Source organism: Bacillus sp. BC08, assembly GCF_054326875.1.
The window spans coordinates 67,370-80,330 of the sequence record NZ_JBTGPA010000031.1 but is presented as its reverse complement, the minus strand read 5'-3'; the positions used below and the strand labels follow the sequence as shown (position 1 = coordinate 80,330).

General features: G+C 36.2%; 9 protein-coding genes and 1 pseudogene. 1 reads left to right on the top strand and 9 read right to left on the bottom strand.

The window, feature by feature from the left end; genetic code table 11:
- Positions 1–428: 428 nt before the first annotated feature.
- Complete coding sequence (locus ACXVYO_RS11005; RefSeq protein WP_458467009.1) at positions 429–1,067, top strand: HD domain-containing protein; 639 nt, start codon at positions 429–431, stop codon at positions 1,065–1,067.
- Between the two features lie 510 nt (positions 1,068–1,577).
- Here ACXVYO_RS11005 and ACXVYO_RS11000 read toward each other — a convergent pair.
- The 9 genes and pseudogenes from ACXVYO_RS11000 to zwf all read right to left on the bottom strand — a co-directional run bounded on the left by ACXVYO_RS11000 (position 1,578) and on the right by zwf (position 12,539).
- Positions 1,578–2,183, bottom strand: a complete 606-nt coding sequence (locus ACXVYO_RS11000; protein WP_458467008.1) for a GNAT family N-acetyltransferase — start codon at positions 2,181–2,183, stop codon at positions 1,578–1,580.
- A gap of 62 nt (positions 2,184–2,245) precedes the next feature.
- Positions 2,246–2,830 (bottom strand): TetR/AcrR family transcriptional regulator, encoded by a 585-nt coding sequence (locus ACXVYO_RS10995; protein ID WP_458467007.1) that lies wholly within the window; start codon positions 2,828–2,830, stop codon positions 2,246–2,248.
- A gap of 315 nt (positions 2,831–3,145) precedes the next feature.
- On the bottom strand, positions 3,146–4,519 hold the full coding sequence (locus ACXVYO_RS10990) for an alpha/beta hydrolase family protein (protein WP_458467006.1): 1,374 nt from the start codon (positions 4,517–4,519) through the stop codon (positions 3,146–3,148).
- 141 nt (positions 4,520–4,660) lie between these two features.
- Positions 4,661–5,890 (bottom strand): aminopeptidase, encoded by a 1,230-nt coding sequence (locus tag ACXVYO_RS10985; RefSeq protein ID WP_458467005.1) that lies wholly within the window; start codon positions 5,888–5,890, stop codon positions 4,661–4,663.
- Positions 5,891–6,585: 695 nt separating this feature from the next.
- Positions 6,586–6,865: pseudogene (locus tag ACXVYO_RS10980) on the bottom strand (IS4 family transposase); the annotation flags it as partial.
- 438 nt (positions 6,866–7,303) lie between these two features.
- Positions 7,304–7,972: a fructose-6-phosphate aldolase gene (gene fsa / locus ACXVYO_RS10975; RefSeq protein WP_458467004.1), complete on the bottom strand. Its 669-nt coding sequence runs from the start codon at positions 7,970–7,972 to the stop codon at positions 7,304–7,306.
- A 51-nt stretch (positions 7,973–8,023) separates the two neighbouring features.
- Complete coding sequence (gene gnd / locus ACXVYO_RS10970; RefSeq protein ID WP_458467003.1) at positions 8,024–8,917, bottom strand: phosphogluconate dehydrogenase (NAD(+)-dependent, decarboxylating); 894 nt, start codon at positions 8,915–8,917, stop codon at positions 8,024–8,026.
- Between the two features lie 112 nt (positions 8,918–9,029).
- Positions 9,030–11,024: a transketolase gene (gene tkt / locus ACXVYO_RS10965; protein WP_458467002.1), complete on the bottom strand. Its 1,995-nt coding sequence runs from the start codon at positions 11,022–11,024 to the stop codon at positions 9,030–9,032.
- 39 nt (positions 11,025–11,063) lie between these two features.
- Positions 11,064–12,539, bottom strand: a complete 1,476-nt coding sequence (gene zwf / locus ACXVYO_RS10960; RefSeq protein ID WP_438889170.1) for a glucose-6-phosphate dehydrogenase — start codon at positions 12,537–12,539, stop codon at positions 11,064–11,066.
- Between the last annotated feature and the right edge of the window lie 422 nt (positions 12,540–12,961).

The window sequence follows — 12,961 nt, the reverse complement described above, 5'->3', positions numbered from 1 at the left end:
CCTTTAATATTCTCAGTTAGTTAGTTCATTCTTTTATAAAAAAGTTTGGTCACTTCCTATCTATGTTGCTTAACAATCGCGCCCTTTAATAGAATAACTTTATTATCACCTAACAGATTTTTAATCCAAAAGAAAAACCAAAATCCCTTCTTTATTAGAGATAGGAAATTTGGGTGCATATTTTTTATAAACAATTCAACTTTATTTCAAAGTCACATGATGATTCTGTAAATCAACTTGGATAAAGTAGGCTTTATTGATAACGAATCTGTATTTCTTAATTGATTACCACCTATCCCTCATACAGCATTTCCCTCGTCATTCCATCTAGCAGATATTGAATTACGACATTTAGAATATTTTTTATGATTATGTAAAAAATATAAATTGTAAAGATAAAAAGCTTATTGCAAAAGGAGTTTTTAATCATGGAACAAACAATAGCAGGTATCAAAATTCCAGATTCAAGGTTAGCGAAAGATGCAACCGATATTTTACGTGAGCATGGGAATGATCTATTGTGGAATCATTCCAATCGTGTATTTTTATTTGGTGCGGTAAACGGAAAAAAAGCGAAGAAGAATTATGATTTGGAGTTATTATATGTCAGTGCTTTATTCCATGATTTAGGTTTAACTAAAAAATACAGTAGTGCTGATTTACGATTTGAGGTAGACAGTGCAAACGCGGCAAGAAGTTTCCTTCAGCAGTATCAAATTCCAGATGAAACCATTCAACTTGTATGGGATGCGATTGCACTACATACGACAGCGGGTGTAGCAGAACATAAACAGTCTGAAGTAGCACTGCTGTTTCACGGCGTTGGTTTAGATGTTATGGGAGATGGCTTTGAACAATTCCCTGAAGACTTGCGTGAAGAAATTATAAAAGCGTTTCCTCGTAACAATTTCAAAGAGGAAATTATAAAAGCATTCTATGATGGATTTAAGCATAAGCCTGAAACTACTTTTGGCAATATGAATGAAAATATTATTCAACATTTTCAACCAGAATATAAAAATAAGAACTTCTGTCAGTGTATTTTACATTCTGCATGGTCACAATGATTGCTTCAAATAAGCATGATCAGCCCCCTGTATTCATTACAAGGGGGGAATTTTTGTTTCTTTAACTTCAAGTACATTATTTGATTGTCGGGCGTAACTGTGGAATAAGTGTCTCTTTTCTTCTTCAACTAAAGTACGCTTTAGTTGAAGAAGGTTTAAAAATGTTGTTGTAGTAAATATGAATGTTGTAGTTCACTCTGACGGAAATGAAGGAATACTAGACATTAGTTCAAATGGAATAGATAAGTGGAGTGGCCTGCAACAATTGAGTGTGGAAGTAAAAGAATATATCATTCGGTAATGATGCGAATGATATTACAATGTTTCAACATGCAATGTATTCAATTATGATTGGTGAGTGCTTACAACTAGCACCGTTTTCATCTAGACAATTGGTACTAAGTGGGGATACAGAAAACATCCTAGTACAAAGAATTAGCAAATTGGGAGAAATAAATACAAATTACTAAGTTAGTAAACCTATACAACTTTTTTATAAAAGGTTGTGTATTATAGGTTTTTGACCATTCTGTACAAGGATAACTTTGGTTTAATGATTTCACTTGTAATCTGGTAGCCTAACCTCTGATACAATTTAATGGCAAGTTGGTTCTCTTTCTTTACCGTCAGAGAGCATTTGGCAAAGCCTTGCAGGGAAGCCTGCTCCTCGGCAAACTCAAGTAGTCTGGTACCTATCCCCAGTCCTCGACTTTCGGGCAATAAGGCGATTGTTCCGATGTGAAACTCGTCATCTTCTCCCTCCTTCAAGGTAATCATTGAATAAAGCATTTTGATATTCAGAATGTTATAGAAAATAAAACCCAACTTTCGGAATGAAAGCAGTTGTTTAAAAGTGGGCCAAGCAAGACGATTTAAAACGGGGACGGGATAGCAAGTAATCATCCCTAAAGTTTTCCCGTCCATTTGAGCTTCATAAGCGTACTGATGACTAAAACGGTTGTTCCCCTGCCGCCATAGCTTACAAAAAGTCCCTTCGACTGTGTTCTTCTCCTCAGATCCTGCAAGTGCAAATGCCATGTATTCCAATGCCATTACATTTAGCTGGGCACCGACCATGGATTGATGAACAGCCTTTACAATAGAGATTTTATTCATTTCCCATTACTCCTTTTAGCTTTCTATGTTATTGATGTTAATTATCATGGATTTGTATCATTTCACTTCCCTCTCGACTCATCCCGAGCTTTGAAACCATAATAAAATGTATTTAAAACAAGATCTGCAGCAGATTTTTTAGCCACATTTCCTTCATGTACCTGTTCCCAGGTATGGAAAACTAGGGCATAAAGCGTATTCAAAATCCATTCGCTGCTAACCGTTTGCTGAAAGTAACCTCTTTGTTGTAACAACTCAATAACGCGTCGTATAGGTTCCCTCAGCTTCTCTTCAGCTTCACCTAATTCTTTGTTGTTAAATACAGATGCATCATGACCTAGAAAATAGATTTTGTCACCTAAAGGGATTAATGCTTCAATGAGTTCTGGAATATAGTTTTCGCTTCTTTCCTCATCCAGTGGGATCTGGTTTACGGTATCACTTACAAGTTGTATAGCCCGATGGCCCAAGAACAGCATCAATTTCTCTCTGCTTTCGACGTAGCGATGGAGTGTAGCAATGCCAATTCCCGCATATTCCGCAATTTCATTCATCGAAGCAGTAGGATTTTCAACAAGCAATATTGTAGCCGAATCAAGAATTGCGTTAAATCTCGCTTCTTTTAACGTTGATAAGTCTTTCTTCATCGTCAATCTCTCCCTTTTTCTATATAAAGTCGTCATTTTTTGATAGATAAATATATCATTTGATAATATGATAAACAATCTCAAACAAAGTGTCCAGCTGCTGAATGTAGCTTTCCAAAAGAATTATATTACTGAAACTGATAATACTTTGAATGTTTCATTTTTAGCATTTTATTATTTAGATGACGATGAAGAAATTAATTTTTTGATGTAATAAGTACAAAAGCGAAAGGAAATGGTACGGGTTGCTTTCTTAGTAGAGAAAGTGATCACATTGGCTGGTTTTTTCATAATAAAGGTACTTTCTGCATAAAGTTATCGGTTTACTTTAAAATTCACTTCCGGATATTTGGTCATAAGCCTTTTAAGGGTTGATCCGTCATCCTTCTGTTTTACATACTGGTCAAAAAATGCCAGGCTGAATTCGTTGATAATACGATGAACTTCCTTTGGATTTTCACCTGGGCTCTGCAACAGTGGAGAGAACAAATGTAAATCAGTGAAGCTTGTATGATCTGTATGAGGAATGACCATTGACATACCACCGCCAGCTAACCCACGCCCATATCGCTCCGTCACTTTATCGGGATCTGCTTCATCAGGCTCTACTGCACTCATGAGCAGAAATGGTTTTCCAATCCCACTTTCAGGTAAAATTTCCCCATACAAAGCGCCATCCATATTGATAGCTGCTTTGACACGAGAATCTTTTGCAAGTATTTGTGCTGCGGTAGCTCCACCGTAAGAGTGCCCAAACATTCCAATTCTTGAGGTATCAAGCCTTCCTGTAAAGAAGCCGGTCTCATCGTTTTGGTTAAGTTTCTCTATCTGATTAAGCACAAAGGTGACATCTTCCTCCCATAATTTTATGTGGCTATCCCCTGCGTCATCAGTTAAATTGAAGGGCTGTACGTAAGAAACTCGACCATCTGGAAAGACGGTAGCTGCAGCATCAAAGGTATGATCGATACTTAGAACAATATAGCCTTGACTAGCCAACTCCTCAACCTCAAACGTGTTTTGATTACGAAAACCATTAAAACCATGAGAGAAAAGTAATATGGGATAATGATTCTCTGAGTCTGAGAGTTGTAAATCCATAAACGAATGAGATTTTACCAATTCTAAGTGGCTAAATGCAAATGCAGGAATGGACAATGTTTTTTCTAATCCCTTAGAGAGTTCATTTACGTTACGAATATAAGGTTCTTGATTCCCCTTGCTTTTTTCAGCTGCAGGATACCAAATTTGCACCATCAATTCGCGTCGATCTGTTGGATTTTTCGAATATGGTTCATTTCTTTGATGATCAACCCAATGATATAGCTTCGTACCGACCCTATGTGGGCCAGTTGGTTCTTGAAGTGAAAATACTGGCATAAGTAAAGGTAGTGCAACTGCTACAGACAAATAGATGCACAACAACAAAGTTTTAACCATGAATATACCCCGGCTTCTAAAGCCCTTTTTCCACCCAGCTAATAAATAGCATAAAATCAAGATAACTGGGGATACATATGCTGGAATCATCTGCCATCTAAAACCTTCTACCAATAGCTGAACTGTAACCATTACAACAGCAACCAAAGTAGCTAATTTAGACCACTTTTTCGTTTCCCCACCTACTAACAGTATCCAACTCAATAGACTGAAATTCACAACTATCAAAACGATTTCCCAGAAATTCATTGGCCTATCTCCTTTGAATGCATTTTACTTTTAATTAAAGTGGTAATTTTCAATCTTAGCAAAAACATGTGAAACACCTATATAGTTGCACCAATTATGCTTAATAATCGTTTCATATACTCCTTTCTTCAAATTAAAAACTTAAAATGCCCAGCTACCTTTACGGAAAATCGGCTCTACAGTTCCATCTGGTAAAATACCATCTATGTCCATCTCACTGCTGCCAATCATAAAGTCCTCATGTGTTACTGAAATATTTGCACCTAACGTTTCGAGTTGATCGTTTTCTAAATCCCTCCCATCCTCTAAGCAAGTTGGATAAGCCTTACCAATCGCTAAATGGTTCGATGCATTTTCATCAAACAATGTATTAAAATATAAAATCCCCGATGCTGAAATTGGCGATTCATGTGGTACAAGTGCTACCTCACCTAAATAGCAAGAGCCTTCATCCACATTAATAAGCTCCTGTAATAAATCATGTCCTATCTGCGCTTCAGCTTTAACAATTTTTCCTTCTTCAAATGTCAGTTTAAAGCTGTCGATAATATTCCCTTGATAAACTAATGGTTTTGTATTGCTTACATAGCCATTTACACCTTGTTTCATCGGTAACGTATAAACCTCTTCTGTCGGCATATTAGCCATAAAGATAGTATCATCAGGCGTGTTACCACCTCCAGTAATCCATTTATGCTGTGGTGCTAATGCAATTGTTAAATCAGTACCTGGTGCTGTATAGTGAAGCTTTGTATATTTTTTATTGTTCAGTAGGACCGCACGAGATTCTAAATTTGTTACATGTTCACGCCATTTTTCAACAGCATTTCCTTCACAGATACGAACAGCTTTAAAAATAGCCTCCCATAATGCTGGTACTTGATCCTCAGCTGCTAAATTCGGAAACACCTTCGATGCCCACTTTGATGAAGGCACTCCTACCATCGACCAAGCTATTAAATCCTTCATTACGGCGTTGCGATTGTTTCCCAGAGCAGCTCCTGATACCTTTTGATAGGTTGCTAGACGATCAGCTGAAATACCTGTAAATTTATCAGGGTCTGTAGCATCTATTATTAATAGTGCGCCTTTACGTTCGATCAGCTCATCATTCATTTTGACTATCCATTCTGGGAAACGATTAAATTCTTCATCTGAGGCATGATCAAAGTAAGCACGATCTATTTTCTCATCCGAAAAATTAACATGAACACGCCCTGCCCCAGCCTTATAGGCCTCTTTTACAACCAAACGGACGAAATCCAATGCATCCACTGATGTATTGACTAATAAATATTGCCCTGGTTGAATATTGACACCTATTTTCACCGTAAGTTCTGCATATGCTTGTAATTTTTCTTCAAAAGTCATATTATTTACCTCGCTTTTGTCATATTGTTTTTGAATTCCCCTCACTAGCTTGCCTTCATATCATACTTTCTGAACAGATTTTCCAGGATTTTATCTTGTCTATTTTTTACGTTTTTCATCAAGACATGGTAACAACTAATGGATTTTTTCTACTACTCATTTATTTACTTTCTAAAATTTGATTCAATTAATAGTGATTTTTTTCAAAAAAATTAATCGAAGGGTATTAAACACTACATAATGTTATAGCGTTCTTTATTATGAAAGCTCACTCCTTTCTCTGTACAAAGTTATTTTTGATAGTAAAATCTATCATTTAATATAAATATAAATCATTTAAAATGGATTATCAAGTCGTTAAACTTATTTTTTCAAACTTTTGGTAAAAACCTATGTGAAAATGGATTCTATTAAAGGGAGCAATAACGGAAAGATCTTTATGCAAACATAGATACAAAATTACTGCTAAATATTAATGAGTTGATGTACTCTTAACGGGGTAAAAATCGGCTTTTTTGTTTCAAAATTTGCTTAGCGTATATTTTTGTTAAAATGTGGACGGTACCCCATGCCCATCAATCTAAGCTTATATAAGTTAATTTCATCGGAGATTTTTTCTTTTTTCTAAAGATCCCGTGTAAGTCTTTTAAAGAATTGCATATCAAATAAACCCTATTGGGTTTCAATTTTTTGAATTACGCTACATGATTGTGAGACATAGAAAAGTTGTAGACGACGCCTAAGATATCAAAGACTGTTTTCTTCTCATACCTATGGGATTTTCGTCCGTTTTTCTGTAAAAGATTGAACAGACGAAACAATATCTTTGTTAAATTCTTGGGTGTCTTTTTGCAAAGATTGATAAATAAGTGAAAAATAATCTTTTATGATATAAGTTGCTTTATATTCACTTAATTCTCGTTTCTTCTTGATGAGGAGTAATTGGCGAATTTGAAACATGGTGGAGGAACAAAGAAATTACATCACTTGGCATTCTAGCCTTAATTATTTTATTAACAACATCATTTTATATCGTTATAATGATGCGAATCAAAAAAATATATGTACGTTATACATCAAATAATAAAATGTTAGTTCGTAATTCGATATTCTCGGGATTTATTTTCTTCATTTCTTTTCATGAAGCATATTATGAGCTTGCTTACATTGTTTAATTATTAAAAGTAAGAAAGGCGTTAGTATACTTTACAAATCTATAAAGGAATGACACGTACCACCCTTATTTTCCCGTAACAAAACTAACGCCTTTCGAAGATGAATGAGTTCTTTTTGTTTCAACATTTCACGCTGTGCGATTCCCAGCCCAAGATCCAAGTTTAAACGATGAAGTTACTTAGGGATTAGTTCTCTCGTGAAAAGTAACTTAGAAAATCCTCACTTCATTTTCATCCATTATAACTTAGGCGCCTTCGCCCAATCCGCAGCAAACTTTTCAATACCTTGATCTGTTAATGGATGCATAGCAAGTTGTTCAATTACTTTATAAGGAATCGTTGCAATGTGAGCACCTGCCATTGCTACACGAGTGACATGGTCTGGGTGTCTAACAGAAGCCGCAATAATTTGTGTATCTAATAGATGAATATCGAATAATTCAGCAATTTTAGCAACTAATAGTACGCCATCTTCAGAAATATCATCCAAACGGCCTAAAAATGGAGAAACGTACGTTGCACCTGCTCGAGCAGCTAAAAGAGCTTGGTTCACAGTGAAAATAAGTGTAACGTTCGTTTTCACACCTTTTTCAGTAAGGTAGCGACAAGCTTCTAATCCTGCTAGTGTCATCGGAAGTTTTATTGTAACTTTTTCATCGCCACCGTTAATTTTAATCAGTTCTTCTGCTTGAGTGATCATCTCTTCAGCTGTAACAGCATCTGGCGTTACTTCTGCCGAAACAGACTCAACGTTAGGTACTACCTGACAAATTTCTTCAATACGGTCTTCAAATTTAACGCCCTCTTTCGCCACTAAAGAAGGATTCGTTGTAACACCAGCTAAAACCCCTAATTTATATGCTTTTTTTATGTCCTCAAGATTTGCAGTATCAATAAAAAACTTCATGATTCATTCCCTCCAGTTTTTAAACGTTGATGAGTTATAATTTTAAAATGTTTATTTCTTTTCTACTGCATGTCCACCAAATTCATTGCGCAGAGCTGCGACAACTTTTCCTGTAAACGTATCATTGTCTAATGAGCGATAGCGCATTAATAGAGACATTGCGATAACAGGAGTCGCTGTTTGAAGGTCTAATGCTGTTTCTACAGTCCATTTCCCTTCACCAGAAGAATGCATAACACCCTTAATGTCATCTAGTTTTGCATCTTTAGAAAATGCATTTTCAGTCAATTCCATTAACCATGAACGAATAACTGAACCGTTGTTCCATACTTTAGATACTTTTTCGTAATCGTAGTCAAATTCACTTTTCTCTAAAATCTCGAATCCTTCACCAATAGCGGCCATCATACCGTATTCAATTCCGTTGTGAACCATTTTTAAGAAGTGACCACTACCAGCTTTTCCAGCATATAAGTATCCATTTTCTACAGCTGTATCTCGGAAGATAGGTTCAACGATGTCCCAAGCTTCTTGATCTCCACCGATCATGTAACAAGCACCATTACGAGCGCCTTCCATTCCGCCAGAAGTACCTGCATCCATAAAGTGAATGCCATCTTTCTTTAGTTGCTCATATCGGCGAATCGACTCTTTATAATGTGAATTACCAGCTTCAATTACAATATCCCCCTTTGATAACAACGGTGTAATCTCACTAATAACAGAATCAACAACAGCGTGAGGAACCATTATCCAAAGAATCCTTGGTGATTCTAATGATTGAACAAGTTCGCTTAAACTAGATACACCTATTGCACCATACGCTTTCATTTCTTCCACTGCACTCGTATTTAAATCAAATGCTACTACTTCATGTTTATGATCCATTAAATTCTTTCCTAAATTTAATCCCATTTTACCTAAACCAATTAATCCTACTTGCATAATATAATTCCTCCTTGAATTCTCTTCTATTAAAAATTCATATCACTACGATTTTGAATACCTTTCAGCACTGATAAGTTAATCTGTCCAGAAAGATATTCACAGTCATAGCTTAAGAATGTAATACATTTTTTGTAATTTGAACAACATTTTCTGTCGTAAATCCAAATAGATTCATGACTTCAGCTCCAGTTCCTGAAGCTCCAAATGTTTCAATTGATAGTACTTTTCCTTCTTGCCCTACATAACGCTCCCAACCGAGAGATATACCCATCTCAAGAGATACTCGTTTCGTTACAGAAGACGGAAGAACAGATTCTTTATATTCTTTTGATTGGCGATCAAATAACTCCCAGCTCGGCATTGCAACGATACGAACAGATATATGTTCTTGTTCCAATTGTACTTTTGCATTAACAGCCAAGGAAACTTCAGAACCCGTAGCAATAAGTATTACCTCTGGATTCTCGTTTGTTTGCGTTAAAATATAAGCACCTCTTGAAAGATCCTCTATATTCGTTCTTGTTTCATCAAACACTGGTAAGTTTTGACGACTCAGAACAAGTGCAACTGGACCATCTGTCTGCTGTAAAGCATACGCCCAAGCATTCGCTGTTTCATTTGCATCTGATGGTCTTATTACTGTCAGTCCAGGAATTGCACGAAGAGCAGCAAGATGCTCAATTGGTTCATGAGTTGGACCATCTTCTCCCACAGCAATCGAATCATGTGTAAATACATAGGTAACAGGTAACTTTTGCAATGCCGCTAGTCGGATAGATGGACGCAGGTAATCATTAAATACGAAGAATGTACTTACGAAAGGTCTTACTCCTCCATGAAGGGCCAGTCCATTCGCTGCCGCTCCCATTGCATGCTCACGTACACCAAAGTACACATTACGGCCAGCAAATGATTCTACCGCATATGCTGCCTCATCTTTCATATCCGTCATAGTGGAATGAGAAAGATCTGCGCTTCCTCCAAAAATAGAAGGAATCGATTTCACATAATGGTTAATAGCTTCCCCACTTGCAACACGAGTAGAGATCGTTTTTTCAGTATCAAAAGTCAAAATGTCTTTCGCATCAATGAAAGTGTAACCTTTAATTGTACTTTCTAACTCACCAGCAAGTACCGGATAGGCTTCTTTATAAAAACCGAATAATTTCTTCCAATTATTCTCTTTACTAATTCCCTTTTGTTTTAACTCTTCAAAATGAGCTTTTACTTCCTCTGGTACGAAGAAATCCTCTTCATGTTCCCAACCATAGGCTTGCTTTGTAACTTTAGCTTCCTCTATTCCAAGAGGATTACCATGGGCTTTATTCGTCCCTGCAACCTTCGGACTACCGTAACCAATGATCGTTCTAACTTCAATGATAGTTGGTTGTTCCATATTTTGTCTTGCTAACTCAATTGCAGCTGTGATATCCGCAACATTGTTTCCATCTTCTACTCGTAAATATTGCCAATTAGCGGATTCCGCTCTTTTTTGAATATTTTCTGAGAAAGAAAGATTTAATGAACCATCTAAAGAAATGTCATTTGAATCATACAATGCAATTAGTTTTCCTAGTTTCATATGTCCTGCCATAGACATTGCCTCATAGGAAACACCTTCCATTAAATCCCCATCACCAACTAAAGCATATGTGTAATGATCAATTACAGGAATGTCATCTTTATTAAACCTCGCAGCTAAATGCGCCTCTGCCATCGCCATCCCTACCGCATTCGCAATTCCCTGTCCTAAAGGACCCGTTGTAGCTTCTACTCCATCTGTATGTCCAAATTCAGGGTGACCAGGTGTTCTACTATTCAATTTTCGGAAATTCTTTAAATCTTCTTTACTTACAGCATAACCACTTACATGAAGTAAGCTATATAATAAGCTAGATCCATGACCTGCTGAAAGAACAAATCGATCCCGATTAAACCAAGTAGCATTTTCAGGGTTATGATTTAAATGATTCGCCCATAAAGCATAAGCTATTGGTGCTGCTCCCATCGGAAGACCTGGATGACCTGAATTTGCAGCATTAATCGCATCAATTGATAAAGTACGAAGTGTATTCACTGCTAATTGACTCATGTTTTGTACCATAGTAATTGTCCCCCTAAATACTTTCATTTAAGAATGTACTTATTTTTTCGTTTTTTGATCTAACCACCATTTAAATTCACTTTCTTGCAACAGTTCATTAGACGCATCTGGACCATATGAACCAGACTCATATTCATGTAGCGGCAATAAGTTTTCCTCGAACGCTTCAAGAATTGGTTGTACCCATTCCCATGACAATTCAACTTCTCTCCAATGTGCAAAGAATGTAGGGTCTCCACTCACAGCATCATGAATGAGTCTTTCATACGCTTCAGGTACTCCCACATCCGCTTGCTCACAAGTAAAATTAATACGGATTGGTTCAATCTCTCCATTTTTCAATGGATTTTTACTATTTAACTGTAGTGAAACGTTCTCACCTGGGCTAATTTCAATTATTAATAAATTAGGTTCTGCATTTGGATTATTATCTTGATATTGCTGTTTTAACGTATTTTTAAATTCGATTACAATACGAGTAGACTTTTCTTTCATTCTTTTGCCTGTTCGTATATAGAAGGGAACGTCAGTCCAAAATGGATTATCGATCCATAAGCGTGCAGCAACAAATGTGTCTATGTTAGAAGAAGGATTTACTCCTGGCTCCTCTTTATACGCTACAACTTGCCCGCCTTTTATCTCTCCTGAGACGTATTGTCCTCGAATGATATGGTTTTGAACGTCTTCTTTTTTCACTTTACGAAGCGTCTCCATTACCTTTCGCTTTTCCTCTCGAATTTCAGATGCGTTAATTTTTTCCGGCAGATTCATAGCAGTCATCATTAATATTTGTAACATATGATTTTGAACCATATCACGAATGGCTCCTGCCTGATCATAATATCCTGCCCTTTCTTCAACCCCAACTGTTTCACTAGCTGTGATTTGTACATTCGCTATATGTTCTTTATTCCAAATCGATTGGAGAACAGGATTTGCAAATTCTAATGCTTCAAGATTTTGAATCATCGGTTTACCTAAATAATGATCGATTCGGTATATCTCGTTTTCTTCAAACGTGCGACTAAGCTTATCATTTAGCTCACGAGCAGATGTAAGGTCGTGTCCAAATGGTTTCTCAATCATTAGGCGTTTCCATCCATTCGTTCTATCAAGTCCGCTTTCCTTAATATTTAAAGCAATTGTTTCAAAAAATTCAGGGGCGACCGAGAGATAGAACATTCTATTCCCTTTTATATGTAGTTCTTCTTCCCTTTCACGAACGACTTGTAATAACCTCTCATAGTCTTCCGGCTTACTCACATCTAATGGACAATAGCGAAAATTATCTAAAAAACCTTCAAGTTCTAGAATACCTTCTTCCCTATGACGGGAAAAAGTCTCTATTGATTCTTTTATTCTTTCTTGAAAATCTATATGAGATACTTGACGTCTTCCAAGCCCGATAACTGATATTTGCTTTGGAATCTTTTTATCTCTATATAAGTTATATAGTGCGGGGTAAATTTTTCTTTTAGCTAAGTCCCCTGTCGCTCCAAATAAAACAAAGGTCATTGATACCAATTTCAGTCCCCCTCATGGTGTATAATCATTGGCAATATTTTAAAAATGAATTTGTGCAAAAGCTCATACTCTTGTTGGTTCATTCTTGCTTCTTCTTATCTTCTAACTCTTTTCTTTTTATAAAAAACAAAGAATTATCAAATTTCATTTTTTTATACCTTTCGCTTTCTAATTGTCTCCAATATTAATAATGGCAATTCAAAGCATTGTTACCACAACTTACTTATTTATCAAATCTTACTTAATATTGTGTATCTAATTTTTATTCTTCCAATAACACATTGCCCCAAATATTAGTAAATTGTTTTACTCCTGTAAAATATGTTAAGGCGTTAGCCTATATATATTAAAAGGGAAAGCGAGTTAATAAAAAAATGCGAAACCTCTAATGTTAAAGGCTTCACATTCTTCCA

Excerpts from the sequence above, each read along its gene's own strand:
- ACXVYO_RS10990 (WP_458467006.1), bottom strand. The coding sequence starts at position 4,519 with ATGAATTTCTGGGAAATCGTTTTGATAGTTGTGAATTTCAGTCTATTG.
- tkt (WP_458467002.1), bottom strand. The coding sequence starts at position 11,024 with ATGGTACAAAACATGAGTCAATTAGCAGTGAATACACTTCGTACTTTA.
- ACXVYO_RS11000 (WP_458467008.1), bottom strand. The coding sequence starts at position 2,183 with ATGAATAAAATCTCTATTGTAAAGGCTGTTCATCAATCCATGGTCGGT.
- ACXVYO_RS11005 (WP_458467009.1), top strand. The coding sequence starts at position 429 with ATGGAACAAACAATAGCAGGTATCAAAATTCCAGATTCAAGGTTAGCG.
- gnd (WP_458467003.1), bottom strand. The coding sequence starts at position 8,917 with ATGCAAGTAGGATTAATTGGTTTAGGTAAAATGGGATTAAATTTAGGA.
- ACXVYO_RS10995 (WP_458467007.1), bottom strand. The coding sequence starts at position 2,830 with ATGAAGAAAGACTTATCAACGTTAAAAGAAGCGAGATTTAACGCAATT.
- ACXVYO_RS10985 (WP_458467005.1), bottom strand. The coding sequence starts at position 5,890 with ATGACTTTTGAAGAAAAATTACAAGCATATGCAGAACTTACGGTGAAA.
- zwf (WP_438889170.1), bottom strand. The coding sequence starts at position 12,539 with ATGACCTTTGTTTTATTTGGAGCGACAGGGGACTTAGCTAAAAGAAAA.
- fsa (WP_458467004.1), bottom strand. The coding sequence starts at position 7,972 with ATGAAGTTTTTTATTGATACTGCAAATCTTGAGGACATAAAAAAAGCA.